This is a genomic window from Paraburkholderia sp. Ac-20336 (assembly GCF_017105025.1).
Classification (GTDB): Bacteria; Pseudomonadota; Gammaproteobacteria; order Burkholderiales; family Burkholderiaceae; genus Paraburkholderia.
Genome location: NZ_JAAGPS010000032.1, coordinates 12,464 through 38,389, shown reverse-complemented (window position 1 = coordinate 38,389; position 25,926 = coordinate 12,464). Strand labels below are relative to the sequence as shown.

The following is a 25,926-nucleotide window of genomic DNA, read 5'->3' as shown; positions in this document are numbered from 1 at the left end:
CGTTCAGTTCGTCAGTGGGTTTTTTGCCTGCGCCGCGCGGTGTTGCCCTCGAACCGGTGCGGCGCCTTCCCTCAATTTCAATGCAGTACCACTTAATTCTCTTCCTCGAGCCAGCAGGTGCCGTGCTGCGCGAGCATCGCGCTCGCCGCGGCCGGTCCCCACGTGCCCGCCGCGTACGGCTTGGGCGGCCGCGTCGAGGCTTTCCATTCGTTCAGGATCGGCTCGACCCAGCGCCATGCGGCTTCCTGTTCGTCGCGCCGCACGAACAGCGCGAGGCGCCCGTGGATCACGTCGAGCAGCAGCCGTTGATACGCCTCCATCTGGCCTTCGCGGAAGAACTGGTCGAACGCGAGGTCGAGGTGCACGCTCGCGAGGTTCATGCCTTCGCCGGGCTGCTTCGCAAGACAATACAGACGGATCGTCTCGTTCGGCTGCAGACGGATCACGAGCCGGTTCGCGCCGGCGCGCAGCGCCGAGGCGCCGAGCGCCGAATGCGGCACCGGACGGAAATTCACGACGATTTCGGCGACGCGATCGGCAAGCCGCTTGCCCGTGCGCAGAAAAAACGGCACCCCGGCCCAGCGCCAGTTCTCGATCTCGACCTTCAGCGCGACGAAGGTTTCGGTCGAGCTATCGGGCTTCACGCCGTGCTCGGTCGCGTAGGCCGGCACCGCGCTGCCGCGGATCACGCCCGAATGATACTGGCCGCGCACCGCGACCTTGGCGATTTCCTGCGAATCGATCGGTTTCAGCGCGCGCAGCACGCGCAGCTTTTCGTCGCGCACCGAGTCGGAATCCATCGAATGGGGCGGCTCCATCGCGACGATCGAGAGCAATTGCAGCAGATGGTTCTGCACCATGTCGCGCAGCGCGCCGGTGTTGTCGTAGAAGTCGCCGCGCGCTTCGACGCCGAGCTCCTCGGCGATCGTGATCTGGATGCTCTCGACCCATTCGCGGCGCCACAGCGGCTCGAACAGCGCATTGCCGAAGCGCAGCGCGAGCAGATTCTGTACCGGCTCCTTGCCGAGGTAGTGGTCGATCCGGTAGATCTGCTCTTCCGCGAAGATTTCACCGACTGCATCATTAATTGCATTCGACGACCTGAGATCGTAGCCGAGCGGCTTTTCGAGCACGATGCGCGCGTTGGCATTGAGCCCGACCGCGGCGAGCGCGTGGCAGATCGGCACGAACAGCGACGGACCGGTCGCCAGATAGAACACGCGGATGCCGGGCAGGTCCTGAAGCGCGTCGCGCAGATGCACGAAGTCTTCCGGCTTGCCGAGATCGATCTTTACGAACTCGATGCGCGCGAGGAAGCCGGCCCATGCCGCCGCGTCGACACCGTTCTTCGACACATGCGGCTTGACATGCTCCTCGACCCATTGCAGGTACTCGCCGCGATCCGCCACATGCCGCGCCACCGCGACGATCTTGCCGCTTTCGGCCAGCATGCCGCCGGCCCGATGCGCCTCGAACAACGCGGGCAGAATCTTGCGCATCGACAGATCGCCGGTTCCGCCGAAGAGAACGAAAGTGAAGCTTGAGTCGGTTTGCATGAGTCTCCGTCGATGTCCTGAAGGGCCGCCGCGCTGAGCGCGTATCTGCACCGGAAAGGCGACCGTAGTCCGATAAAATATTTTTTGACACTGAATTGTAGTTTAACTACAATCCAAATCAAGAGGTAGCGTAAATTCGATGAAAAAAGCGTGAGCTGTTCAGGCGGTACGCGCGCTTCTGCGAATCGATGGGCGTCCCCGGCATGTTAGCGGACAACGCCCGTCGATACGTGTCAGCCGCCGCTGGCGATAGCTGGCCGAGGTCGGGTTTGCGTCGAATTTGCGTATGAAGCACCTCGAGTCTGCCGCGCGACGCGGGCAGGCAAAAATCAAAAGAGGAGACAGTCTTTGCATCCCGAACCACTCACCTCTTGAGCGTCCGGCGGCCGGACATCGGTCCGCCGGCACATGCTTCGCGCATGCGCCCGACCGTGCTCGATCGCCCAGTGTTTTGCCTGTTTGAACCAACCACAGCACCCTGGCGATATCAGGGGTCATTCGTTTTTTTGTTCAGGTGTCTGGAGGAGATAAGCAATGAAATTTCGCGCGATCATGGGCGCTCTGTGCGCTGCGGGTCTGATGTGTGGCGTGTCGGCCGTGCAGGCTGCCGAGTCGGTCGAAGTGCTGCACTGGTGGACGTCGGGCGGCGAATCGAAGGCCGTCGGCGTCCTCAAGGACGACATGACGAAGCAGGGTTACACGTGGAAGGACTTCGCGGTCGCGGGCGGCGCCGGCGCGGCTGCCATGACGGCACTGAAGACGCAGGTGATCTCGGGCAACGCGCCGAGCGCCGCGCAGATCAAGGGCCCGCTGATCCAGGACTGGGCTTCGCAGGGCGTGCTGGTGCCGATCGACTCCGTCGCGGGCGACTGGAAGAAGAACCTGCCGCCGGAAATCGACAAGATCATGCACGCGGACGGCCACTACGTCGCCGCGCCGTTTTCGGTGCACCGCGTGAACTGGCTGTACATCAACAAGGCAGCGCTGGATAAAGCCGGCGGCAAGGTGCCGACCTCGTGGCCCGAGTTCTTCGCGGTCGCTGACAAGATGAAAGCCGCGGGCATCCAGCCGATCGCGATGGGCGGCCAGCCGTGGCAGGACCTGACGCTGTGGGAAGACGTCGTGCTGTCGCAAGGCGCGGACTTCTACAGGAAGGCGCTGGTGGACCTCGACGAGAAGACGCTGACCTCGGACAAGATGGTCCAGGTGTTCGACACGGTCCGCAAGATCCAGGGCTACTTCGACGCGGGCCGCACGGGCCGTGACTGGAACCTCGCCACCGCCATGGTCATCAACGGCAAGGCCGGCATGCAGTTCATGGGCGACTGGGCGAAGGGCGAATTCTCGAACGCCGGCAAGAAGTCGGGCACTGACTTCATCTGCGCTGCCGTGCCGGGCACGGAGAAGGCCTATACGTTCAACGTCGACTCGTTCGTGTTCTTCCAGCAGAAGGACCAGAAGGCGGCAACGCCGGGTCAGCTCGCGCTTGCGAAGACGATCATGTCGCCGGACTTCCAGGAGCAGTTCAGCCTGTACAAGGGCTCGATCCCGGTGCGTCTCGGCGTGTCGATGGCGAAGTTCGACGACTGCGCGAAGAAGTCGTACGCGGATGAGCAGGTCGCGATCAAGGCCGGCGGCTACGTGCCGTCGCTCGCTCACGGCATGGCGCAGCCCGATGCGGCAGCCGGCGCGATCTCCGACGTCGTCACGAAGTTCATGAACTCGCAGGAAGATTCGAAGAGCGCGGTGCAGGCGCTCGCGAAGGCAGCGAAAACCAGGTAAGCGAAGTCAGTCGGTGAAGTAAGCGAGGCATTGCGCCCGGCGCTCTTTCAGGCGCCGGGCGCGGGCTTCATCGTGGTTTCATGGAGTCACATCCAGGCCGTCGCGGTTTCGCGCGCAACGCGCGAGCCAGCCTGACGGTCCAGTTTCAGCAGGAGTCGAGTAGTGACTGCTTCTATCAGCGGAAACGGGAAAACGGCCGCCGCCACCCGCCGCGCGTCGCCCACGGCGGCCTTGGCCGATCGCTGGATTCCGAAGCTGGTGCTCGCACCCAGCGTCGTTATCAGCCTGGTCTTCGTCTATGGCTTCATCGCAATCACCGGCTATCTGTCGCTGTCCGATTCGCGGCTGATGCCCCGTTTCGACTTCGCGGGCCTCGACCGTTACCGCGAACTGTTCGACAACGACGTGTTCTGGACCTCGGCCGCCAATCTCGGCTGGTTCGGCATTCCGTTCATCGCCATCTGCATCGGCCTCGGGCTTTTTCTTGCGATCCTGCTCGATCAGCAGATTCGCAACGAGGGCGCGCTGCGCGCCGTGTTCCTGTACCCGATGGCGCTCTCGTTCATCGTGACCGGCACGGCCTGGCAGTGGATTCTCACGCCGAGCATCGGCATCGAGAAGGTGTTTCACGACTGGGGCTGGACGAGCTTCTCGTTCAACTGGCTCGGCGATCCCGACAAGGCAATTTTCTGTATCGTGATCGCGGCGGTGTGGCAGTCGACCGGCTTCGTGATGGCGCTGTTCCTCGCGGGCCTGCGCGGCGTGGACGGCGAAATCTTCAAGGCCGCGCAGATGGATGGCGCGAGCCTGCCGACCATCTACCGCAAGATCGTGATTCCGAGCATGCGCCCGGTGTTCTTCTCGGTGCTGCTGATTCTCTGCCACATCACGATCAAGACCTTCGACCTCGTCGTCGCGCTGACCGCGGGCGGTCCGGGCACCTCGTCGTCGCTGCCGGCCATCTTCATGTACACGTTTTCGTTCAATCGCGGGCAATTCGGCGTCGGCGCAGCATCGTCGATGATGATGCTCGCCACCGTCGTGGCCGTGCTCGTGCCGCTGATGTATATGGAATCGAGGAGCACGCGCAATGCAGCCTAAGATGACGCTCAGCCGTGCCGTCATTTACGCGGCCCTGATCCTGTTCGCCCTGTACTTCCTGTTCCCGCTTTACGTGATGCTGTCGACGTCGTTCAAGGACATCGACCAGCTGCGCACCGGCAACCTGCTCACGCCGCCGTCGCACTGGACCTTCGCGCCGTGGCTCAAGGCGTGGAGTGGCGCCTGTACGGGCGTGCGCTGCGACGGCATGCAGCCGTTCTTCATGAACTCGGTGCGCATGGTGATTCCGGCCGTGCTGATCTCGTCGATTATCGGCGCGTTCAACGGCTATGTGCTTACGCACTGGCGCTTTCGCGGCGCCGATCCGATCTTCACGATGCTGCTGGTCGGCTGCTTCATTCCGTTCCAGGCGATCCTGCTGCCGATGGCACGTCTCGAAGGCTTTCTCGGCCTGTCGAACACGACGAGCGGCCTCGTGCTCGTGCACGTGATCTACGGCATCGCGTTCACCACGATGTTCTTCCGCAACTTCTACGTGAGCGTGCCGGCCGAACTCGTGAAGGCGGCGCGCATCGACGGCGCGGGTTTCTTCACGATCTTCACGAAGATCCTGCTGCCGGTGTCGCTGCCGATTTTCATGGTGTGCCTGATCTGGCAATTCACGCAGATCTGGAACGACTTCCTGTTCGGGATCGTGTTCTCCGGCGTCGATTCGATGCCGATCACGGTGGCGCTGAACAACCTCGTGAACACCTCGACCGGCGTGAAGGAATACAACGTGGACATGGCCGGCGCGATCATCGCGGCATTGCCGACGCTGCTGGTCTACATCATCGCTGGACGCTATTTCGTGCGCGGCCTGACGGCCGGCGCGGTGAAGGGCTGAACGAGGACCGGGCGAGGAGCCACTCCCTTGAGGCGCGGCGGCGCATCGCGAAGAGAGCGCCGCCGTCACACAGACGTTTTCAGGCAGTACCAGAGAATAGAGGATTCACAGCATGGCAAGCCTTTCCATCCGTGACGTGTACAAGACTTACCCGAACGGGGTGCCGGTTCTGAAGGGTGTCAACATCGACATCGAAGACGGCCAGTTCCTGATCCTGGTCGGCGGCTCGGGCTGCGGCAAGTCGACGCTGCTCAACATGATCGCCGGCCTCGAAACCGTGACCAAGGGCGAGATCCAGATCGACGGCAAGACGGTCAACAATCTGTCGCCGAAAGACCGCGACATCGCGATGGTGTTCCAGTCGTACGCGCTCTATCCGTCGATGACGGTGCGCGAGAACATCTCGTTCGGCCTGAACATCCGCAAGGTGCCGAAGCAGGAGCAGACGCAGATCGTCGAGCGCGTGTCGAACACGCTGCAGATCAAGCATCTGCTCGATCGCAAGCCGGGCCAGCTGTCGGGCGGCCAGCGCCAGCGCGTCGCGATGGGCCGCGCCCTCGCGCGCGATCCCGTCATGTTCCTGTTCGACGAGCCGCTCTCGAACCTCGACGCGAAGCTGCGCATCGAGATGCGTTCGGAAATCAAGCTGCTGCATCAGCGCCTCGGCACGACGATCGTCTACGTGACGCACGACCAGATCGAAGCGATGACGCTCGGCGACCGCATCGCGGTGATGAAGGACGGCATCGTGCAGCAGTTCGGCGCGCCGCAGGACATCTACGACTCGCCGTCGAACCTGTTCGTGGCGGGCTTCATCGGCGCGCCGCCGATGAACTTCATCGAAGGCAAGCTGGTCGAGCAGGGCGCGGGCGTCGGCATCGAACTCGATACGGGCGTGGCGCGCAAGGTGCTGGTGTTGCCGTTCGATTCGTCGAAGGTGCGCTCGCACGTCGGCAATAACGTGATTCTCGGTCTGCGCCCGGAGCGCATCACCGATGCGCGCGGCGCGCATGGCGACGACGGCAAGCTTCAGCCGGTCGAAGTGAAGGTCGACGTGATCGAGCCGACCGGTCCGGACACGCTCGTGTTCGCGCAGGTCAACGGCAAGCGCGTGGTGAGCCGCGTGCACCCGGCGTCGAACCCGCAGCCGCAGACGAATACGACGCTGCTGTTCGATACGTCGAAGGCGGTGTTGTTCGATCCGAGCAATGAAGAGCGGATTGCCTGATTGGGCGGATTGCCGCGATTTGCAGTGCTGTAGCGCGGCGGTTTGCTCATCGTAGTTCGCGCGGCAGGCCGTGCAATGCGTTGAGTGCGCTGCTGCTGCATTGAAAAAGCCCCCTGCGTCGTATGGACGCAGGGGGCTTTGTGTTTGGCGCAGGCTGCATGAGGCCGACGCCCCCGACGCGTTAGGCTCCGTCCGGCAAACGCAAATCCGGATTATTGCGCGCCAGCTCGCTGACCCAATCGATGAACGCGCGCAGCCGCGAACTCAGGTTGCGGCGATGCGCGTACAGGATCGACAGCGGCGTGCCGGGGCTCGTGTAGTTGCCGAGAATCTCGGTGAGCGCGCCTTGCTCGATCAACTCGGCGACCATGAAGCGCGACGGCTGGATGATGCCGTGGCCGAGCACGCCGGCGGTGATGTACACCGAGCCGTCGTTGACGGCGAGCGTGCCCGTCATCGCAATCCGCTCGATCTCGCCCTCCACCTCGTATTCGAACGGGAACGTCTTGCCGCTGCGCGCGGACACGTAGTTGACCGCGCGATGCCGGTCGAGCTCCGCGAGCGTGGCCGGCGTGCCGTGCTTTTCCAGGTACGCGGGCGACGCGCACGTAACGATGCGCGCGAGCCCGATGCGCCGCGCGACGAGGCTCGACTCTTCCGGCGTGCCCATGCGGATCACGCAATCGACGCCGTCCTGAATCAGGTCGATGTTGCGGTCCGCGAGACCGAGCCGCACGTCGATCGCGGGGTACTGGCGGTAGAAGTCGTCGAGCGCGGGCAGGAGCAGCGAGCGCGCGAGCGTGCCCGACGTATCGACGCGGATTGTGCCGGCCGGGTTTTCGCGCTTGTTCGACAGCGACGATTCGGCATCGGTGACGTCGGCGAGAATGCGCACGCAGCGCTCGTAGAACTCGGCGCCGTCTTCGGTCACGCTGACCTGGCGCGTCGAGCGGTTCAGCAGGCGCACGCCGACGTGTTCCTCGAGCGCCTGGATCGTGCGGCTCACCTTGGCGCGCGGCAGGTCGAGCGATTCGGATACCTTGGTAAAGCTGTTTGCTTCGACCACACGCGTGAAGATCTCCATCGCTTCGAAACGGTCCATGGTGTGCCTTGTGGGTGGTGAGCCGGGGAAAGGTCGAGACGCGCTTGCGAAATGAAGTCTACAGCGAGGAAAGGGGGTTGTCTGCGCGTGGGGGCGAGCGGTGAGGGCGCGCGCAGCCCGGCCGCGGTGGGGGCGACTGGTGCGGCGGTTGTGCGGGTTGCGGCCGTTGTGTCCACCGCGTTTGCCGGGGGCGCGGGGCTTGCCGAAGGCCGCTGAAGTTGCCGTGTTTGCTGGGGTTGCCGAGGTCGCCGCGGCCAATGCTTTGCCTCGCTCAATCGCGGTCCGGCGCGCCGAGCGGAAAGAAATGACGATACGGCCGTGCTTCGTCGACCGCGCGCGCGAACGATGGCCGCGCCAGCAGCCGCTGCCGGTACGCGCGTACGTGCGCGAAGGCCGGGTCGATCGGATGCGTCCAGTCGGCGTAGAACAGGAACGGGCCCGCGCCGCAGTCGGCGAGGCTGAAGCGGTCGCCGGCGGCCCATTCGCGGCCGGCCATGTGTTTGTCGAGCCACGCGTACGCGGTATCGAGCATCGCGCGCGCCTCGGCGACGCCGCGCGGATCGCGCTCGGCCTCGGCGCGCAGGCTGTCGTAGACGATCCGCTGCTGCGGCGTCGAAATGTAGTTGTCGAAGAAGCGGTCCATGCCGCGCACGTCGAGCGCGGCGCGCGCGTCGGCGGGCAGCAGTGCGACCGGGCCCGGATGATAGAGGCCGAGATATTCGATGATGATGCTCGCCTCAGCCACGGTCCGGCCGCCGTCGACGAGCACCGGAAAGCGCTTGATCGGCCAGAGCGCGGCGAATTCGGCCATGATCTGCGGGTCGTCGTGCGCGAGCAGGCGCATCTCGAACGGCGTGCCGTTTTCGTAGAGCGCGGTCAGGACCTTCTGGCAGTAAGACGAGAACGGGTGGGCATAGAGCTGTAGAGGCATCGCGATCACCTTTTGACGGTTGCACGGCACGGTGCGGTGGCAATGGCGGCCACCGCGCGACGGCCACGATGGCCGTTTACCCGACGACGAACGGCGGCAGCGAAAATCGACAGATTGCGATGAGAGTGTGGAAGTGCGGCCGCGTGACCACAAGCTCACGCGAGACCTTGCGGGTTATAAGCGGGGATGCGTGGGCGGGGCCGCCCAGCGGCTCGGGCTCAGGTCCAGGTCCAGAGCCAGAGCCAGAGCCAGAGCCAGAGCCAGAGCCAGAGCCAGAGCCAGAGCCAGAGCCAGAGCCAGAGCGGCCCAGGTCTTAGCCCAGGCCGAGGCTTAGCCTCGCAGCCTCGCCCCCGGAGAGGTCCGTCAACCCTTCGCCTGCACCCCATGCGCCGGCAACGCGCCCGGTTGCAGCAGCACGACCACCGCGCCGGCACCGCCGTCGTGCGGCCGCGCCTGACAGAACGCGATGACCTCGGACTTCTGCACGAGCCATGCGCGCACCTTGCCCTTCAGCACCGGCTCCTTGCCGATCGACCCCAGGCCCTTGCCGTGGATCACGCGCAAACACCGCAAGCCGCGCCTCACCGATTCGCGGATGAACTCCGCCAGCGCCTCGCGCGCTTCCTCGCGCCGCATGCCGTGCAGGTCGATCTGCGCCTGCACGATCCAGTCGCCGCGCCGCAGTTTGCGCACGACGTCGCGGCTCACGCCGGGGCGGCAATACGAGAGCGTCTCGTCGGTTTCGAGCAGCACCTCGGGATCGAATTCATCGGAGATCGCTTCGTGCAGCACAGCCTCTTCGTCGAGCAGCGTTTGCACCGGCAGCGGCGGCGGGGGATTGCGTGTCAAGGTCGCGCGCGGCGCCGCCACGAGCGGCGCGACTTCGCCGATCTCGTGGCGGAACAGGTTGGCGTCCGCCGCGGCTTCGCGCTGCGCCGCCCGGGCCGCCGCCTGTTCGCGCTCGCGCTGCTCGGCATCGCCCTTCAACGCCTCGCGTAGCGCGCCGAGACCGGCGAGCCCCGTCGTGCGATCGGGTTTCGGCACGGCTGCGGGTGCCGCTGGGGCCGGCGCGGGCCGTGCGGCGGCTTGCGGGCGTTTCGGTTCGTTGGGGTGGGGCAGATTCTTCGGCATATCGGCAATACACGGAAAGAGTAGGTCGGTCGCGCGGGGCTTGGGCGGCGGATGCGTTGGCTTGCAAGGTCGGCTCAAGCGAAGCGCGAAGATCGTGCGCCGGTGCCAGCGAGCGCAAGTCGGACACGCAAGCTCGGCGGGACGCTTGGCGCAAAGCCTGGCACAAAGCGCTCGATGAAGCGAGGCACACAGCACGAGCGCGTCACACGAAGCCTGGCGAGAAGGCGCAACGCGCAAAGTGCATCAAGCAAGTGCATCACGCGGACGCATCGCAAACCCTCAATCCGAGCGCGCCGGACACAAAAAAGGCCGCCGGCTTTTCAGCCGCGGCCTTCTTTCGGTCGGACGGCCGGGCTGCGCCCTGCCGTCATTTTACCGTTGCGCTTTCCCTCACAGTCCCGCATCGCGACGAAGCGCTGTGAATCAACGCTCCGCTTCCTGGCTCATCGCGTGCTCGCCGGCCATCTCGTCGATGGTTTCGAGGTAGCGCTGCGCGTCGAGCGCGGCCATGCAGCCCGTGCCCGCGCTCGTGATCGCCTGACGGTACACGTGGTCCTGCACGTCGCCGGCGGCGAACACGCCCGGCACGCTCGTCGCGGTCGCGAAACCGTTCAGGCCGCCCTTCGTGATGATGTAGCCGTTCTTCATCTCGAGCTGGCCTGCGAAGATGTCCGTGTTCGGCTTGTGGCCGATCGCGACGAACAGGCCCTGCAATTCGAGGTCGGTGGTTGCGCCGGTTTGCGTGTGCTTGATGCGCAGTCCGGTGACGCCGGACGCGTCGCCGGTCACTTCGTCGAGCACGTGGTTCCACTTGATTTCGACGACGCCTTCCTTTTCCTTCGCGAGCAGGCGGTCGATCAGGATCGGCTCGGCGCGGAACTTGTCGCGGCGATGGATCACGGTCACCTTCTTGGCGATGCCGGAGAGGTACAGCGCTTCTTCGACCGCGGTGTTGCCGCCGCCGATCACGGCCACGTGCTGCTGCTTGTAGAAGAAGCCGTCGCAGGTCGCGCAGGCCGACACGCCCTTGCCCATGAACGCTTCTTCCGACGGCAGGCCGAGGTATTGTGCCGAGGCGCCGGTCGAGATGATCAGCGAGTCGCAGGTGTATTCGCCCGCGTCGCCGATCAGGCGGATCGGCTTCTCGTCGAGCTTCGCCGTGTGGATGTGGTCGAAGATGATTTCGGTGTTGAAGCGCTCGGCGTGCTCGAGAAAGCGTGCCATCAGTTCCGGGCCTTGCACGCCGTTGGCGTCGGCGGGCCAGTTCTCGACGTCGGTCGTGGTCATCAGCTGGCCGCCTTGCGCGAGGCCCGTGACGAGCACCGGCGAGAGGTTGGCGCGCGCCGCGTAGACCGCCGCCGTGTAGCCGGCGGGACCGGAGCCGAGAATCAGAACCTTGGCGTGTTTCGTTGCAGTTGCGGGCATGATCGAATCCTTGTGCAGCGCGCGGCCCGCTCATGCGAGGCCGTGCGGTTTTGAGCTGAAACGGTAGATGGGTGTCAGTCCGGCATTATAAAGGGCGAGGCGCGCGGCTGCGCCATGAAGCTTTCCGATCGCCGCGATAGGGTGGCGGCATAGGCCGGCGCCATGGCTGCGCGCGGGCGGACAGCCGGACGTCGGGCACGCAGCTCGCGCGCCGAACCGGTCGGGCCGCCTTCCGCGCCTCCGCGTTTCAAGCAGCCGAACGGCCAAAGCGGTCAAGTTACCGTCATTTACAGCCCTGTGCGGGGCACAGCGTTTACAATAGGCCGGATCGAAGTTTCCGGTAGCCGGGATCGGGCCCGAAGCCACGCGCGGCGAGGCCCGGGCCGTGTTCCCGGCGGCAGTCTCGGCCTGAACCGGCTACCCCAGGCAACAGGATCAATGGCAAAAGCTCCTTATTCCGCGAGCGCGCAGGCATTGCCTCACCGCATGTCGCGCCTCTTCACCGAAATTCGCTGGATTCTGCAGGTAGCGCTCGGCGTGTTCCTGCTGATGGCCCTCGTCAGCTATAGCAGGCACGACCCGAGCTGGACCCACGCCGCGCAGGTCGACCACATCTCGAACTGGGCGGGCCGCGTCGGCGCATGGACGTCCGACATTCTGCTGCTGCTGTTCGGCCTGTCCGCCTACTGGTGGATCGTGCTGCTCGGCCGCCATATCTCCGCGAACTACCGGCGTATCACCCGCCACGAAGAGCCGCAGGACGACGCCGCGCCGCACGGCGTGAGCTGGCTCGCGGACGCATTCGCGTTCATGCTCGTGCTGCTGTCGTGCAACGGCCTCGAGGCGCTGCGCATGTGGTCGCTCAAGGTGCAGTTGCCGCGCGCGCCGGGCGGCGTGATCGGCGAGGCCGTCGCGCGCGGCATCTCGCATGCGCTCGGCTTCACCGGCGGCACGCTCGCGCTGCTGCTCGGGCTCGCGATCGGGCTGTCGCTGTACTTCCGTTTCTCGTGGCTATCGGTTGCGGAGAAGGTCGGCGAGTCGATCATTTCCGCGGTCACGTTCGCGAAGCTGCGCCGCGAAGCCGGGCGCGACCGCAAGCTCGGCGAAGCCGCCGCCGTCAAGCGTGAGGGCAAGGTCGAGAAGGGCCGCGTGCGCATCGAGGAACATGAGCCCGTGATGATCGTGCCGCCCGTCGTTACGCCAGTGAAGTCGGAGCGCGTCGAAAAGGAACGGCAGGTGCCGCTCTTCACCGATCTGCCGGGCGACTCCACGCTGCCGCCCATTTCGCTGCTCGACCCCGCGCCCGCCGCCCAGGAAACCATTTCCGCCGATACGCTCGAATTCACTTCGCGCCTGATCGAGAAAAAGCTCAAGGACTTCGGCGTCGAAGTGAGCGTGGTCGCCGCCTATCCGGGGCCGGTCGTCACGCGCTACGAAATCGAGCCGGCCACCGGCGTGAAGGGCAGCCAGATCGTCAATCTCGCGAAGGACCTCGCGCGTTCGCTGTCGCTCGTGTCGATCCGCGTCGTCGAAACGATTCCGGGCAAGAACTACATGGCGCTGGAGCTGCCGAACCAGCGCCGTCAGACCGTGGGCCTCTCCGAGATTCTCGGCTCGGCCGTCTATGCCGATGCGGCTTCGCCGCTCACGATGGGCCTCGGCAAGGACATCGGCGGCAAGCCCGTGTGTGCCGACCTCGCGAAGATGCCGCACCTGCTCGTCGCCGGCACGACCGGTTCGGGCAAGTCGGTCGGCATCAACGCGATGATCCTCTCGCTGCTCTACAAGGCGAGCGCCGAGCAGGTGCGCATGATCCTGATCGATCCGAAGATGCTCGAAATGAGCGTCTACGAAGGCATTCCGCATCTGCTCTGCCCGGTCGTCACCGACATGCGCCAGGCGGGCCACGCGCTGAACTGGGCGGTCGCCGAAATGGAGCGCCGCTACAAGCTCATGAGCAAGCTCGGCGTGCGCAATCTCGCCGGCTACAACAACAAGATCGACGACGCGGCCAAGCGCGAGGAGAAGCTGCCGAATCCGTTCAGCCTCACGCCGGACGATCCGGAACCGCTCACGCGCTTGCCGAACATCGTGATCGTGATCGACGAACTGGCCGACCTGATGATGGTGGTCGGCAAGAAGGTCGAAGAGCTGATCGCGCGCATCGCGCAGAAGGCGCGTGCGGCCGGCATCCACCTGATTCTCGCCACGCAGCGGCCGTCGGTCGACGTCATCACCGGGCTCATCAAGGCCAACGTGCCGACGCGCATGGCCTTCCAGGTGTCGTCGAAAATCGACTCGCGCACGATTCTCGACCAGCAGGGCGCCGAGTCGCTGCTCGGCATGGGCGACATGCTGTATCTGCCGCCGGGCTCCGGTTTGCCGGTGCGCGTGCACGGCGCGTTCGTATCGGACGACGAAGTGCATCGCGTCGTCGACAAGCTCAAGGAACAGGGCGAGCCGAACTACATCGAGGGCATTCTCGAAGGCGGCGTGACGGGCGAGGGCGACGAAGGCTCGGCGGGAACCGTGTCCACCGAAGGCGAGTCGGACCCGTTATACGATCAGGCGGTCGACGTCGTGCTGAAAAACCGCCGCGCGTCGATCTCGCTCGTGCAGCGGCACTTGCGCATCGGCTACAACCGCGCGGCGCGCTTGCTCGAACAGATGGAGAATTCGGGCGTGGTGTCGGCGATGTCGTCGAACGGCAATCGCGAAATTCTGGCGCCGGCGCGGGAAGCGGAATAAGCCGTTGCCGCTGCGGGTAGGCAGCGCGGCATGCCGTTTCGGTATGCGCGGCACCGCAGCCTCGCTGCCGGATGCGCGCAAAGGCGGCCCGTGTGTTTATCCACATGCGCCTCGCGCGGCCCGTCGGCGAATTCAATCAAGGGAGAAACCATATGCACACCATCGCGCAGCATGACGTTCGAGAGCGTCGATCCGGCCGTCTCGGCGAGCGCCTCCGCCAGAGCGCGCGCAAGTTCGCGCGCGGCGCGGGCAGCGTGGCGATCGGCGCGTCGCTGCTGGTCGCTTCGCACGCCTTCGCGAGCGGCACCGAGCAACTGAAGGCGTTCGTCGCACAGGTTCATGCGGCGCGCGGCACCTTCGTGCAGCAGGAAGTGCGCGCGCCGAGCAAGGCGCAGGGCTCGTCCGGCGCGCTGCCCACGGTGGGCGCGGGCCAGCCCACCACGTCGAGCGGTACGTTCACGTTCGCGCGGCCCGGCAAGTTCATCTGGCAATACGAGAAGCCTTACGCGCAACTGTTGCAGGCGGACGGCGACAAGCTCTACGTCTACGACAAGGACCTGAACCAGGTCACGGTGCGGGCGCTCGGCAATGCGCTCGGCGCGAGTCCGGCGGCGATCCTGTTCGGCAGCAACGATCTGGACAAGAACTTCACGTTGCATGACGCCGGCGTGAAGGCCGGCATCGACTGGCTCGAATTGACGCCGAAGGCGAAGGACACGCAGTTCCAGCGTGTTGGTATCGGCTTCAAGGACGGCAATCTCGAAGCGATGGAATTGCATGACGTGTTCGGCAACGTGACGCTGCTGACCTTCTCGAATATCCAGAAAAATCCCGCGTTGCCGGCCGATGCGTTCAAGTTCACCGTGCCGAAGGGCGCGGACGTCATCAACGGATAAGCTGCGTGGCCGGCGTCGGTGGTCGACGCCGTGTGAATCGCTTCGCAAAGCCGCGTTCGCCGGGCGCGGCTTTGCTTATTGACGCGGAGTGCGCGGGCCCTTGCCCGTGGTTGGTACAGATGTGGTTTTTTCGGCGCAAACCGTCGTTGTCGTGCGGAGCCGGATAAGCGGCATCCTCAGAAGATTGACACAGGCGTGTCAGACTCTTTTCAGTTTTCCTCTACATTCTCTGACATTTTTTTGCTGCAACGCAGCAAGATAACGCCTAAACTGGTCGAAGTGGGTAGTGGCTTCGAATGTTCGGAAAGTGAGGCATGTTATGAGAGGATCTTTATCACAAGATTCGCATTTATCCCCGACGCTCCATGTCTTCGAGCAGGAGGGCGGTTGGCATTGGGGCATCACGATTCCGCGGCCGGTCGGCAGCGGTGTCAAGGTCATCGATTACAGCGAAACGACCTTCGGCGATGAAGCCGAGGCTCAACGCGACGGGAAGCGGGCGCTCGAGCGCTTCGCCGACACGCCCGTGCTAGCGCTCGAGCACCATTAACGCGCGGCCGGAACTGGGGTGGGACCCGAGGCCAATGCACGCCAATCGCGGCCATAGCGAGGTTTGCGGGCGCGCCGCGGACGGGGCGGCGACACGTAATGACTTAATATGCAACAATTTGCATATATTTTTTGATTTGTAGGAGATCGAAGCGATAATGTCTCGTCTTTTTTGAGATATCGCTTTTATCTTGACCTTTGCAGAATACGAAACCACGCACGCGCTGAGCGTGGAACTGGACGGCGTCAATTACGCCGGTACCTATCGCGTGATGACGGGAACCGTCATCGTTCACTTCGAAAACGAAACCAAATTCGCGTCCTATGCGCCGAATCGCCCTGAAACCGTGGCGCGTTGGCTGCTCACGGACTTGTGCCGAAAAATCGAATCGCGCAGGCGTAAAGCCGCGAAGAAATAGAAATCGGCCGTATCGCAGCAGGGGCATTGCTTCGGCCGCGTGATTTTCACAGCGATCAAACTGATGGGTGGGGAGACGGCGCGCGGCACGCCGTTTCTCCACGCGGCCGAGGCTGGGTGATTCGACTGCGGGCATATCGCGCAGATCGGTTTGCGCGATATGCCGCGATACGCCGCGCTATGCAGCCCACGACTTCGGCCAATGCCGTCGTGCTGAGAGCTTCGAGCTCGCACGGGCCGCATGCAGCGCCGAAGCATTCACCACTCAGGCATACGCGGTCTTGCGCGTCGACACGAACACGAAATAACACACCGCTCCGATCGCCAGCGAAGGCAGCGTTGCGCCGAGATTCGGCAGCCATTGATTGATCACCTGGTACGAGGCGATGCCGATCGCCCACGCGACGAACGCGCTCAGATGCCAGCCGCTCGAGAAGCCGTAGCGGCCGCGCAGGTCGGCGAGCACCGTGGCGTCGATGCGGCGTTTGCGCACGATAAAGTGATCCATCAGCACGACGCCGAACAGCGGCGCGAATACCGAGCCGATCAGCAGCAGGAAGTTCTGATACTTCGCCATCGGCACGAGCAGCGCGATCATCGTGCAGAGCGCGCCGAACGCGGCCGACAGCAGCGGCACGCTCGCTCGCGTCCAGAACGTGCCGGTCGACACCGCGGCCGAGTGGATATCGGCGAATGCGTTGTCGATTTCGTCGATCAGGATCAGCAGCAGCGCAAAGCCGCCGCCCGCTTGCGCGAGCGCGCTCGTCAGCAGCGCGTCGCCGCCGCCCGCCGCGAGACCGTAGATCGCGCCGAGCGCATAGAACCAGATGTTCGCGATGCCGTAGCCGTACAGCGTGCCGCGAAACGTCTCGCCGGCGCGGCGGCCGAAGCGCGTGTAGTCGGAAATCAGCGGTAGCCACGAGAGCGGCATCGCGACCACGAGGTCGATTGCGCCGCCGAACGACATCTCGCCCGTGCCGGGGCGCTGCATCAGGTCCGCGAGATGGTGGCGCGCGAGCAGGTTCCACGTGAGCCATGCGGCGCCCGCGAGCAGCAGCCAGATGCCCCATTTGCGCAGAAAGCGCCGCACGAACGACAGCGGCCCGCTGACCGCGAGCAGCGTCGCGAGCGCGCCGAAGAGCACGGTCCAGACGAGCGGCATCGACAGGCCGAATGCCTGCTTGGCGAGCGCGTCGGCGGAATCGCGCATCACGATCACCTCGAACGAGCCCCAGCCGACCAGCTGCACCATGTTCAGCACGGCCGGCACCGACGCGCCGCGCACGCCGAGCGTCGGACGCAGCGACGACATCGCCGCGAGCCCGGTGTCGGTGCCGATCACGCCCACGAGCGCGAGCAGCACGACGCCGATCACGCTGCCGAGCGCGATCGCAATGAGCGCGTGCGGCAGCGATAGCCCCGGCACCAGCAGTGCGCCCGCCTGCGCGACGAGCAGGCCGATGCCGAGGGAGAACCAGAGCGCGAATGCGTCGCCGGTACGGAAGGCGCGGCGCGCGTCGGGCACCGGCGTGAGCGGCGCGTAGGTGGAGCCGGTGTCGCCGGCGAGGGGTTCTTGTGCCATCTGATGTCTGTTCCTGTTGGTGTCGCTGCCTGTCGTTCTGCCGAGCTTGGCCGATGCCGCTTGCCGCGCTTCGGGCCCGGCATTCTGCCGTATCGCTGTGCCGTATCGCCTTGCCGGTTATCCACGCCGCGATTTACTCCGGCGCTCCCCTCAGGCATGCCTCGCCCGCGCCCACGCGATACGCCGCTTGCGCGAACCGATGCGCCGGCTCCGCGACACCCGGCCTTCGCCCGGACGCCGTCGCTGTCATAATGCAGGACGTTGCCCGTGGCTTGGCCGGCGGGCGTTGCGCTTGTCCGGCCGGCCGCCGCGTTCTCGCGGACCGCGCCCGGGAAGAACCCGCAAGGGCCGGGGCACAGCCTCGAAAAGCCCGGAAAGCCGAGATTATCCCCAAAACGTCATGTTTGAAGAAACCCGTGCCAATGTTCCGCTCGCCGAACGCCTGCGGCCCCGCAATATCGACGAAGTGATCGGCCAGGCGCATCTGCTCGGGCCGAACAAGCCGCTCAGGGTCGCGTTCGAATCCGGCGAAGCCCATTCGATGATTCTCTGGGGGCCGCCCGGCGTCGGCAAGACTACGCTCGCGCGGCTCATGGCCGATGCGTTTCATGCTCAGTTCATCGCGCTCTCGGCGGTGCTCTCGGGCGTGAAGGATATCCGCGAGGCGGTCGAGACCGCGCAGATTCATCGCGCGAACGGGCATCAGACGCTGGTGTTCGTCGACGAGGTGCATCGCTTCAACAAGAGCCAGCAGGACGCGTTCTTGCCGCACGTCGAATCGGGGCTGTTCGTATTCGTCGGCGCGACGACCGAGAACCCGTCGTTCGAGGTCAACAGCGCGCTACTGTCGCGCGCGGCGGTCTACGTGCTGAAGAGCCTCACCGACGACGAGCAGCGCGAACTGCTCGAACGCGCGCAGAAGGAACTCGGCGGCCTCACGTTCACCGACGAAGCGCGCGCCGCGCTGATCGGTTCCGCCGACGGCGACGGCCGCAAGCTGCTGAACAACCTCGAAATCGTCGCGCGCGCGGCCGCGCAGCAGAAGACCCGCGAGATCGACGGCACCTTGCTCGGCAGTGCGCTCGCCGAAAACCTGCGGCGCTTCGACAAGGGCGGCGACGCATTCTACGACCAGATCAGCGCGCTGCATAAATCGGTGCGCGGCAGCAGTCCGGACGGCGCGCTCTACTGGTTCTGCCGCATGCTCGACGGCGGCGCGGACCCGCGCTATCTCGCGCGGCGCATCGTGCGCATGGCGTGGGAAGACATCGGTCTCGCCGATCCGCGCGCCGCGCGCATCGCGCTCGACGCCGCCGAAACCTACGAGCGGCTCGGCACGCCCGAAGGCGAGCTCGCGCTTGCGCAGGCGATCATCTATCTCGCGGTCGCGCCGAAATCGAACGCCGGATACAACGCGTACAACGAGGCCCGGCGCTTCGTCGGCAAGGACCAGTCGCGCGCGGTGCCGGTGCATCTGCGCAACGCGCCGACGAAGCTGATGAAGGAACTCGGCTACGGCCACGACTACCGTTACGCGCACGACGAGCCCGATGCGTACGCGGCCGGCGAGACCTATCTGCCGGACGGCATGCGCGATCCGCGCTGGTATCAGCCGACGCCGCGCGGGCTCGAAGGCAAGATCGGCGAGAAGCTCGCGCGGCTTGCCGATCTCGATGCGCAGTGGCGCGCGGAGAACAAGGCGAAGAAGGGGTGAGCCGCGCGCCACACCTCGCTTCCCGGACGTTCCGGCCGCCCGTGCCGGTGCGTTAAAATCGCGCTTTCATACAACGAACACCCGTCCCATCCCATGCTCGACATCCAGCTGCTGCGCAAAGACCTCGACGGCGTCGCCAAGCGCCTCGCCGACCGCGGCTATACCCTCGACGTGGCGGCTTTCGCCGCGCTCGAAGCGGAACGCCGCGACACCCAGACCCGCACCGAAGAAATGCAGGCGCGCCGCAACAGCCTGTCGAAGCAGATCGGCGCGATGAAAGGACGCGGCGAGGACACCTCGGCGGTGATGGCCGAAGTCGGCGGCATCGGCGACGAGATGAAGGCGTCGGCCGTGAAGCTCGACGAGATCCAGAAGCGTCTGTCGGACCTGTTGCTCGGCGTGCCGAACCTGCCGCACGAGAGCGTGCCGGTGGGCCGCGACGAAGCGGACAACGTCGAAGTGCGCCGCTGGGGCACGCCGCGTCAGTTCGACTTCGAGGTCAAGGATCACGTCGATGTCGGCACGCCGCTCGGCCTCGACTTCGAGACCGGCGCGAAGCTGTCGGGCGCGCGCTTCACGATGCTGCGCGGGCAGATTGCGCGGCTGCATCGCGCGCTCGCGCAGTTCATGATCGACACGCACACGCAGCAGCACGGCTATACCGAGATCTACACGCCGTACATCGTGAATCCGGACATCCTGTACGGCACCGGCCAGTTGCCCAAATTCGCGGACGACATGTTCCGCGTCGAGAAGGGCGGCGGCGAAAACACGGTGACGCAGTATCTGATCTCGACCTCGGAAATTTCGCTGACGAACACGGTGCGCGAGAGCATCGTCGAAGCGGAAGCGCTGCCGATCAGGTTGACCGCGCATTCGCCGTGCTTCCGCTCGGAAGCGGGCTCGTATGGCCGCGACACGCGCGGCATGATCCGCCAGCATCAGTTCGACAAGGTCGAGATGGTGCAGATCGTCGCCCAGGAAGCGTCGTACGATGCGCTCGAACAGATGGTCGGCCACGCCGAGACGATTCTGCAGAAGCTCGAACTGCCATATCGCGTGATCACACTGTGTACCGGCGACATGGGCTTCTCGGCCACGAAGACCTACGACCTCGAAGTGTGGCTGCCCGCGCAGAACACGTACCGCGAGATTTCGAGCTGCTCGAACACTGAGTCGTTCCAGGCTCGGCGCATGCAGGCACGCTATCGCAATGCGCAAGGCAAGCCCGAACTTGTGCATACGCTGAACGGCTCGGGGCTCGCGGTGGGCCGCACGCTCGTGGCCGTGCTCGAGAACTTCCAGAATGCCGATGGTTCGGTGACGGTGCCGGCGGCGCTGCGTCCGTACCTCGGCGGCGTCGAGCGGCTGGAAGTGCCGGCGGCCTGAGTGCGTGATCGGCGGTGCGGCTGTTGTGAGTGGCGTGTCGTTCGGCGTCGTCGTGTGGTTCGATTGCGCCGCAACGGCTTGCTGCCTGCCCGCCTGTCGGGCTTTTCTAAAAAAATTTTCGGCGAAAGGCTTGGAAAACAGGCTCGAGCTGTTCTATAATCTTGTTCTCCCAAGCAACGACCCGCTTGGATCTGGCGAAGCAGTAGCAGGAAGTTGAAGTCGCACTGCGAGTTGGAATACCCGGAAAGGTGGCAGAGTGGTCGAATGCGCTGGACTCGAAATCCAGTGTACGGTTATACCGTACCGTGAGTTCGAATCTCACCCTTTCCGCCAAATTAGAAAACCCCGTAAGCCTCAGGCTTACGGGGTTTTTGCTTTTTAGTCTCCAGTTCCTGGCGCATCACCTTGCTCGATTCAAGGTGGTGTTGCGTTTAAAAACTGCTGGAAACCAGAGACCGCCTCATCAAAACGAAGCACAAACACGAACCACGCGTCTAGCTCGCCTCTGCGCGCTTGAGCAGGCTCCGATGCACCTCCAGCGCATTACGCTCGACCCAGTTGTGCTGAAGCAACCCATCTTCGCGGACATGAATCACCGCGGTCCCGGTCATGTAAATCGGCGACCCGCACGGCTCGGCGCCCATCACGCCGTTGTTCTTGCCCGTGACCGCCCAGCGGGTCGCGACACGGTCTCCCGCTTCGTTCTGAAACATCTCGACGATTTCGAAGTTGAAGTCGTCGATCGAGGTGAGGAACGCGCCGACCCACTGCTTGAACGTTTCGCGAGGGCCGATTACCGTGCCGCCCGACGTGATCGCAAAGTCTTCCGCGACGAGCCGATCGGCGGCCTCGGGATTCTTGCCTTGCCATACTTCTCGCCAGAAAGCCTCGACGATCGAAACAGAATTTCGCTTGCTCATTTTTTCTCCAGTAAAACGAGGTGATGAGGTAATATCCGCCTCTATAATGAAGAAATCAAACGAATAAGACTTATAGGATCAAGTAGCGATACTTATAGATAGATGAAACTTCCCGACCTCGAAATGGACCTGCTGAGAGCTTTTGTCGCCGTTGCCGAGGCGGGTAGTTTCACGGCCGCCGCGGAACGGGTCGGCCGCACGCAATCGGCTGTCAGCCAGAAAATTCTGCGTCTCGAAGAGGCGCTGCAGATGCGCGTGTTCGAGCGGACCAGCCGCTCGCTCACGCTGACGCGCGACGGCGAGCGCGTTCTGGTTGCCGTGAGGCGGCTGCTCGATCAATACGAGAGCTTTCTGCGCGAAGTATTCGAGCCGCCCAACGTGTCTGTTCTGCGGCTTGGCGTGGCGGAAAATCTGCTACAGGCGCAGTTGCCGAATTTTCTCGCGCGCCTGAAGAGTCTCTACCGTGACGTGCAGCTCGAGCTGACGACCGATTCGAGCCAGCACCTTCTGAAAGCCCTCGAACAGAAAAAGCTCGATGTCGCCATCGTTGGGGTCATCGGCAAAACGTCGGCGCGGCGTAGCCGGGTCGTCTGGAGCGAGCCGCTAGTGTGGGTCGCCGGAGCCGGTTTTCGCGACGAACCCCGCTATCCCGCGAAGCTCGTCATGATGCAGCCGCCCTGCATCTATCGCGAGATCATTGCCGACTCGCTCGCGTCGGCGCGGCGCGAATGGACCCCTACCTGCACGGTCAGCAATCTGGGCGGCATGCAGGCGGCGATCCTTGGCGGCCTGGGGGTGACGGTGCTGAGCCGCTCGCAGGTGCGGGACGGCATGCGGGTCATGCCGGCGTCGAGAAACTGGCCTGCGCTACCGCCGATCAAAGTCGAAGTAATGGGCGACCGGACCGAAATTCAGCACATGATCCCGCCGCTCGTTTCGCTGCTCCAGGAAAGCCTGGAAATGGGCCTCGCAACGAACCTGGAAACGTCGTCGAACCCGGCGCAGGCCCGCTGATTCCGCCAGCCTCGGTCGAGGCTGGCTGGCCCACACCACGAGGCTCGAATCCGCGTTTCGAGTCCCGCGGCGGCGGCCCTCACGCCACCTTGAACCCTTCCATCAACTCGCTCAAGGCGCGCGCCTGATCCGCCAGCGATGCCGCCGCCGCCGCGCTTTCCTCGACGAGCGCCGCGTTCTGCTGCGTCACTTCGTCCATCTGCGTGATCGCGAGTCCCACCTGCTGAATCCCGTCGCTCTGCTCGCGCGAAGCCTGCGCGATCTCGCCGACGATGCCCGTCACGCGTGCAATCGCCGCCTCGATCTGCTGCATCGTGCCGCCCGCGTCTTCGACGAGGCCCGCGCCGCGTTCGACGCGCGAGGTCGAATCGGCGATCAGCGCGCCGATCTCGCGCGCCGCGGCCGCCGAGCGTTGCGCGAGGCTGCGCACCTCGCCGGCCACCACCGCGAAGCCGCGGCCTTCGTCGCCGGCGCGCGCGGCTTCGACGGCCGCGTTGAGCGCGAGGATGTTGGTCTGGAACGCGATGCTCTCGATCGTGCCGATGATGCCCGTCATCTGTGCGGAACCCGTGTGGATCGCGCGCATCGTTTCGATCATGCTGCCGACCGCGTCGCGGCCGTGCGCGGCGAGGTCCGACGCGCCGCGCGCGAGTGTGCTGGCCTGCTCGGCATGGCTCGCGTTGAGCTGCACGGTCGCGGTGATCTGTTCCATCGCGGATGCCGTTTCGCCAAGCGAGGCCGCCTGTTCCTCGGTGCGTTGCGAGAGGTCCTGATTGCCCGCCGCGATCTGCTGCGTGGCCGAGGCGATCGCCGTCGAACCCGAGCGCACCGACGTGACCGTGCCGAGCAGACGCGTCTGCATCGCGGCGAGCGCGCGCAGCAGCGTGCCCATTTCGTCGTTCGCGTGCGCCGCCGCGCGCGTGCGCAGATCGCCCGCCGCGATCGCGTCGAACTGATGCAGCGCGCTCGCGAGCGGCGTCATGATCGCGCGGCGCAGCGAGCGCCAGCTCAGGAACGCGACCGCAAGCGCCAGCACGATGCTTGCCGCGCAGGTCGCGAGCATCGCGCGAAAGAGCGCGTTGGAGCGCGCGCCGGCCTCGGTCGCCTGCGCGTCGAGATAGCTTTCGAGCTTGCCCTGGCTCTCGTTCATCGCGCTGTAGAGCGCGATCAGGTGCTGCGCGCGGCTTTCGTCCATCCAGCCCGTGTCGCCGCCGCGGATCGCCTCGATCAGCTTGTCGATGCCGTCGTGGCGCACGGCACTGCGTTTCGTGTCGAGGTCGGCGGTGAGGGCCGCGAGTTCGGCGCTCTTCGGCAAGGCGCGGAACTCGGCCCAGTGACGGTCGGATTCCACGAGCAGGCTGTTCGCGCGATCGAGCTGCATCGCAAGCTGCGGCGAGTGCGGATTGGCCATCGCCCAGTCGAGCCCGTAGCGAGCGCGCGACATCGCCGTGCCGGACTTGCCGAGCACGACGACCGACGCGTAATGCACCGCATAGGCGTCGCGCTGCGCGCGATTGCTTTGGGCCATGCCGACGATGCCGATCGCGCCGGTCGCGATCAGCAGCAGGGCGAGGAACGCGATCGTGGCGGCGATGCGTGCGTTGAGCGTGAGATTTTTCATCGGAAGGGAGCGTTCGGGTTGCCGTAATCGTCGTCTCGTTCCTTTAATGAAACAAAACGACACCAGTGGAATGAATAACGGCATATAACGGCATTTCGACGCGATCTATTTAGGTCTGGTGGCGAAGTTAAGGCACCTCGCCGTGGGTCCGCCTGCGGGTCGCCGAGATGCTCGGCCCGCCCCGGCAAGCCGAACGGACTGCTAAGCGATACTGATTTATTCCGGGCTCCGGCGCGACGACGCGTCTCGAATGGTTCACCGCCGCGCAGGTCGTTTTGCCCGGTTTTGCCAGGGGGGCCGCGCGATCCTCTGTACAATTGACACGATCGACCGCTGGCGCGAGCAGGATCGGCCGCTTCGCTCGCGGCGGCACGACGTCGTCGAACATTCGAAATCCATCCGACCCACATCGACTGAATTCATGGCCATTACCTACAAGACTCCCGACGATATCGCGAGGCTGCGCATTGCCGGCCGCCTCGCGGCCGACGTGCTGGCAATGATCGGCGAGCACGTCAAGGCCGGCGTGTCCACCGACGAACTCGACGCGCTGTGCAACGACTACATCGTCAACACGCAGAAGTCGATTCCGGCCAACGTCGGTTATCTGGGCTTTCCGAAGACCGTCTGCACCTCGGTCAACAGCGTGGTGTGCCACGGCATTCCGAACCGCAACGAGGTTCTCAAGGACGGCGACATCATCAACATCGACGTCGCGATCATCAAGGACGGCTATTTCGGCGACACGAGCCGCATGTACTGCGTCGGCCAGCCGAGCCCGGTCGCGCGTCAGCTGATCGACACGACTTACGAGGCGATGGTCGCCGGCATGCGCGAGGTGAAGCCGGGCGCGACGCTCGGCGACGTCGGCCACGCGATCCAGAAGGTCGCGCAGCGCGATGGTTTTTCGATCGTGCGCGACTACTGCGGGCACGGCATCGGCCGCGTCTATCACGAGGACCCGCAGGTGCTGCACTACGGCCAGCCGGGGCAGGGCGTGCGCCTGAAGCCGGGCATGGTCTTCACGATCGAGCCGATGGTCAACGCGGGCCGCGCCGGCACGAGCGTGCAGCGCGACGGCTGGACCGTGGTCACGAAGGACCGCTCGCTCTCGGCGCAATGGGAGCACATGGTTGCCGTGACCGAGGACGGCTACGAACTGCTCACACCGTGGCCGGACGGCACCGGCCGCTACGAGGCGCCGTGAGCGCGCCGCATGCCAGATTGCAGCGCATGCGGGCCGTATCGAGAGTGGCCTGCATGGTTCGCATGCGAGGCGAACACGTCGCGCGCGCGGCTGTTCTGGTCAATAATAATTTGACTCGCGTGCCGGTTCGGTTAAAGCTACGCGTTAGGGTTTCAAGGGGTTTTTGTCTGCATGAGTCCGTCACTGACCGTTCGCCGCATCACCGCTGAGCAGGGCGCCGTTTTTCGCGAACTCCGTACTGCGTCGCTGCGGGAGGCGCCCTATGCCTTCGGCGCGACACTCGAGGACGCGTTGTCGGCCGACGCCGCCAGCTTCGATGCCACCGCGGCCGAGCACGCGGTTTCGCCGGCCGTCGGCACCTTCATTCTCTACACCGAGGGTCATCCAGCCGGGCTGATCGAAGCGCATTTCGAGGACACCGCGGCGCGCCGCGCGTTCGTCTGCGAACTATGGGTGGCGCCGGCGGTGCGTCATCTGCGCGGTGGCGAACTGCTCGTCGATACCGCGAGCAACTGGCTCGCGAGCGCGAGCGCCACCGAAATCTACGCATGGGTTGCCGACGCGAACCGCAACGCGATGCGCTTTTACGAAGCGCTCGGCTTCGGTCCCGCCGGCGAGCACCGGCGCGTCGTGCGCGCGCCCGAGCAGGCCGAAAGCCTGCTGGTGCGACACGTGAGCGCCACCTCGCACACGCACGGGTAGCGCTCGCGAGCGGCGTGCCAGCAGGCCGCCTGCCTCTGCGTCGCGCTGCTTCGAGATGTCTCC

At 64.9% G+C, this 25,926-nt stretch carries 21 protein-coding genes and 1 tRNA gene; 14 read left to right on the top strand and 8 right to left on the bottom strand.

The genetic code is table 11. From position 1 onward, the window contains the following. Positions 1-92: 92 nt before the first annotated feature. Entirely contained in the window at positions 93-1,556 is a 1,464-nt protein-coding gene (gene zwf, locus GXB81_RS12655; RefSeq protein WP_167036636.1) for a glucose-6-phosphate dehydrogenase, read from the bottom strand. Positions 1,557-2,090: 534 nt separating this feature from the next. On the opposite strand from zwf, the gene GXB81_RS12650 reads away from it, so the two are divergent. The 4 genes from GXB81_RS12650 (at position 2,091) to ugpC (ending at position 6,514) form a co-directional block, all read left to right on the top strand. Next, entirely contained in the window at positions 2,091-3,338 is a 1,248-nt protein-coding gene (locus GXB81_RS12650; protein WP_167036639.1) for an ABC transporter substrate-binding protein, read from the top strand. A 162-nt stretch (positions 3,339-3,500) separates the two neighbouring features. After that, positions 3,501-4,439, top strand: a complete 939-nt coding sequence (locus tag GXB81_RS12645) for a sugar ABC transporter permease (RefSeq protein WP_205989285.1) — start codon at positions 3,501-3,503, stop codon at positions 4,437-4,439. Next, a complete protein-coding gene (locus GXB81_RS12640) occupies positions 4,429-5,286 on the top strand; it encodes a carbohydrate ABC transporter permease (protein WP_167036645.1) in 858 nt (285 codons plus the stop codon). Before GXB81_RS12645 ends, GXB81_RS12640 begins: the two co-directional genes overlap by 11 nt. Positions 5,287-5,398: 112 nt before the next feature. Next, positions 5,399-6,514: a sn-glycerol-3-phosphate ABC transporter ATP-binding protein UgpC gene (gene ugpC / locus GXB81_RS12635; RefSeq protein ID WP_167036648.1), complete on the top strand. Its 1,116-nt coding sequence runs from the start codon at positions 5,399-5,401 to the stop codon at positions 6,512-6,514. A 181-nt stretch (positions 6,515-6,695) separates the two neighbouring features. On the opposite strand, the gene GXB81_RS12630 is transcribed toward ugpC, so the two are convergent. The 4 genes from GXB81_RS12630 to trxB all read right to left on the bottom strand — a co-directional run bounded on the left by GXB81_RS12630 (position 6,696) and on the right by trxB (position 11,103). Beyond that, positions 6,696-7,616 carry a LysR family transcriptional regulator gene (locus tag GXB81_RS12630; RefSeq protein WP_167036651.1) on the bottom strand — a complete coding sequence of 307 codons (921 nt, stop codon included), beginning with the start codon at positions 7,614-7,616 and terminating at the stop codon, positions 6,696-6,698. Between the two features lie 271 nt (positions 7,617-7,887). Then, positions 7,888-8,547 (bottom strand): glutathione S-transferase family protein, encoded by a 660-nt coding sequence (locus GXB81_RS12625; protein WP_167036654.1) that lies wholly within the window; start codon positions 8,545-8,547, stop codon positions 7,888-7,890. Positions 8,548-8,910: 363 nt separating this feature from the next. Then, positions 8,911-9,678: a Smr/MutS family protein gene (locus GXB81_RS12620; RefSeq protein ID WP_167036657.1), complete on the bottom strand. Its 768-nt coding sequence runs from the start codon at positions 9,676-9,678 to the stop codon at positions 8,911-8,913. 423 nt (positions 9,679-10,101) lie between these two features. Further along, positions 10,102-11,103 carry a thioredoxin-disulfide reductase gene (gene trxB / locus GXB81_RS12615; protein WP_167036660.1) on the bottom strand — a complete coding sequence of 334 codons (1,002 nt, stop codon included), beginning with the start codon at positions 11,101-11,103 and terminating at the stop codon, positions 10,102-10,104. Positions 11,104-11,541: 438 nt separating this feature from the next. Between trxB and GXB81_RS12610 the strand changes: the two genes are divergently transcribed. The 4 genes from GXB81_RS12610 to GXB81_RS12595 all read left to right on the top strand — a co-directional run bounded on the left by GXB81_RS12610 (position 11,542) and on the right by GXB81_RS12595 (position 15,715). Further along, on the top strand, positions 11,542-13,851 hold the full coding sequence (locus GXB81_RS12610) for a DNA translocase FtsK (protein WP_167284379.1): 2,310 nt from the start codon (positions 11,542-11,544) through the stop codon (positions 13,849-13,851). 152 nt (positions 13,852-14,003) lie between these two features. Next, positions 14,004-14,747, top strand: coding sequence for an outer membrane lipoprotein chaperone LolA (gene lolA / locus GXB81_RS12605; protein WP_205989284.1), 744 nt, complete (start codon positions 14,004-14,006; stop codon positions 14,745-14,747). Positions 14,748-15,066: 319 nt separating this feature from the next. Beyond that, positions 15,067-15,297 (top strand): hypothetical protein, encoded by a 231-nt coding sequence (locus GXB81_RS12600; RefSeq protein ID WP_205989291.1) that lies wholly within the window; start codon positions 15,067-15,069, stop codon positions 15,295-15,297. Between the two features lie 190 nt (positions 15,298-15,487). Continuing rightward, entirely contained in the window at positions 15,488-15,715 is a 228-nt protein-coding gene (locus GXB81_RS12595) for a hypothetical protein (RefSeq protein ID WP_167036673.1), read from the top strand. A gap of 264 nt (positions 15,716-15,979) precedes the next feature. Here GXB81_RS12595 and cytX read toward each other — a convergent pair whose 3' ends face one another. After that, on the bottom strand, positions 15,980-17,296 hold the full coding sequence (gene cytX, locus GXB81_RS12590) for a putative hydroxymethylpyrimidine transporter CytX (protein ID WP_205989283.1): 1,317 nt from the start codon (positions 17,294-17,296) through the stop codon (positions 15,980-15,982). A gap of 400 nt (positions 17,297-17,696) precedes the next feature. On the opposite strand from cytX, the gene GXB81_RS12585 reads away from it, so the two are divergent. The 3 genes from GXB81_RS12585 to GXB81_RS12575 all read left to right on the top strand — a co-directional run bounded on the left by GXB81_RS12585 (position 17,697) and on the right by GXB81_RS12575 (position 20,732). After that, positions 17,697-19,010, top strand: a complete 1,314-nt coding sequence (locus GXB81_RS12585) for a replication-associated recombination protein A (protein WP_167036679.1) — start codon at positions 17,697-17,699, stop codon at positions 19,008-19,010. A gap of 93 nt (positions 19,011-19,103) precedes the next feature. Beyond that, positions 19,104-20,399, top strand: coding sequence for a serine--tRNA ligase (serS, locus tag GXB81_RS12580; protein ID WP_205989282.1), 1,296 nt, complete (start codon positions 19,104-19,106; stop codon positions 20,397-20,399). Positions 20,400-20,641: 242 nt separating this feature from the next. After that, positions 20,642-20,732: transfer RNA gene (locus GXB81_RS12575), tRNA-Ser, on the top strand. A 161-nt stretch (positions 20,733-20,893) separates the two neighbouring features. On the opposite strand, the gene GXB81_RS12570 is transcribed toward GXB81_RS12575, so the two are convergent. Further along, positions 20,894-21,319, bottom strand: coding sequence for an ester cyclase (locus GXB81_RS12570; RefSeq protein ID WP_167036685.1), 426 nt, complete (start codon positions 21,317-21,319; stop codon positions 20,894-20,896). Between the two features lie 102 nt (positions 21,320-21,421). Between GXB81_RS12570 and GXB81_RS12565 the strand changes: the two genes are divergently transcribed. Then, positions 21,422-22,333 (top strand): LysR family transcriptional regulator, encoded by a 912-nt coding sequence (locus GXB81_RS12565; protein WP_167284381.1) that lies wholly within the window; start codon positions 21,422-21,424, stop codon positions 22,331-22,333. A gap of 79 nt (positions 22,334-22,412) precedes the next feature. Here the strand turns inward: GXB81_RS12565 and GXB81_RS12560 are convergent, their stop codons facing one another. Beyond that, positions 22,413-23,954, bottom strand: a complete 1,542-nt coding sequence (locus GXB81_RS12560; RefSeq protein ID WP_205989281.1) for a methyl-accepting chemotaxis protein — start codon at positions 23,952-23,954, stop codon at positions 22,413-22,415. A 421-nt stretch (positions 23,955-24,375) separates the two neighbouring features. On the opposite strand from GXB81_RS12560, the gene map reads away from it, so the two are divergent. Together map and GXB81_RS12550 are read left to right on the top strand one after the other, a co-directional pair. After that, complete coding sequence (gene map / locus GXB81_RS12555; protein ID WP_205989280.1) at positions 24,376-25,161, top strand: type I methionyl aminopeptidase; 786 nt, start codon at positions 24,376-24,378, stop codon at positions 25,159-25,161. A gap of 171 nt (positions 25,162-25,332) precedes the next feature. Continuing rightward, positions 25,333-25,863, top strand: coding sequence for a GNAT family N-acetyltransferase (locus GXB81_RS12550; protein WP_167036729.1), 531 nt, complete (start codon positions 25,333-25,335; stop codon positions 25,861-25,863). Positions 25,864-25,926 lie beyond the last annotated feature (63 nt).

Coding starts and splice junctions, on each gene's coding strand:
- GXB81_RS12600 (WP_205989291.1), top strand. CDS start 15,067: ATGAGAGGATCTTTATCACAAGATTCGCATTTATCCCCGACGCTCCAT.
- GXB81_RS12565 (WP_167284381.1), top strand. CDS start 21,422: ATGAAACTTCCCGACCTCGAAATGGACCTGCTGAGAGCTTTTGTCGCC.
- serS (WP_205989282.1), top strand. CDS start 19,104: ATGCTCGACATCCAGCTGCTGCGCAAAGACCTCGACGGCGTCGCCAAG.
- trxB (WP_167036660.1), bottom strand. CDS start 11,103: ATGCCCGCAACTGCAACGAAACACGCCAAGGTTCTGATTCTCGGCTCC.
- GXB81_RS12620 (WP_167036657.1), bottom strand. CDS start 9,678: ATGCCGAAGAATCTGCCCCACCCCAACGAACCGAAACGCCCGCAAGCC.
- map (WP_205989280.1), top strand. CDS start 24,376: ATGGCCATTACCTACAAGACTCCCGACGATATCGCGAGGCTGCGCATT.
- GXB81_RS12625 (WP_167036654.1), bottom strand. CDS start 8,547: ATGCCTCTACAGCTCTATGCCCACCCGTTCTCGTCTTACTGCCAGAAG.
- GXB81_RS12630 (WP_167036651.1), bottom strand. CDS start 7,616: ATGGACCGTTTCGAAGCGATGGAGATCTTCACGCGTGTGGTCGAAGCA.
- GXB81_RS12640 (WP_167036645.1), top strand. CDS start 4,429: ATGCAGCCTAAGATGACGCTCAGCCGTGCCGTCATTTACGCGGCCCTG.
- ugpC (WP_167036648.1), top strand. CDS start 5,399: ATGGCAAGCCTTTCCATCCGTGACGTGTACAAGACTTACCCGAACGGG.
- GXB81_RS12550 (WP_167036729.1), top strand. CDS start 25,333: ATGAGTCCGTCACTGACCGTTCGCCGCATCACCGCTGAGCAGGGCGCC.
- lolA (WP_205989284.1), top strand. CDS start 14,004: ATGCACACCATCGCGCAGCATGACGTTCGAGAGCGTCGATCCGGCCGT.
- GXB81_RS12650 (WP_167036639.1), top strand. CDS start 2,091: ATGAAATTTCGCGCGATCATGGGCGCTCTGTGCGCTGCGGGTCTGATG.
- GXB81_RS12585 (WP_167036679.1), top strand. CDS start 17,697: ATGTTTGAAGAAACCCGTGCCAATGTTCCGCTCGCCGAACGCCTGCGG.
- zwf (WP_167036636.1), bottom strand. CDS start 1,556: ATGCAAACCGACTCAAGCTTCACTTTCGTTCTCTTCGGCGGAACCGGC.
- cytX (WP_205989283.1), bottom strand. CDS start 17,296: ATGGCACAAGAACCCCTCGCCGGCGACACCGGCTCCACCTACGCGCCG.
- GXB81_RS12570 (WP_167036685.1), bottom strand. CDS start 21,319: ATGAGCAAGCGAAATTCTGTTTCGATCGTCGAGGCTTTCTGGCGAGAA.
- GXB81_RS12610 (WP_167284379.1), top strand. CDS start 11,542: ATGGCAAAAGCTCCTTATTCCGCGAGCGCGCAGGCATTGCCTCACCGC.
- GXB81_RS12560 (WP_205989281.1), bottom strand. CDS start 23,954: ATGAAAAATCTCACGCTCAACGCACGCATCGCCGCCACGATCGCGTTC.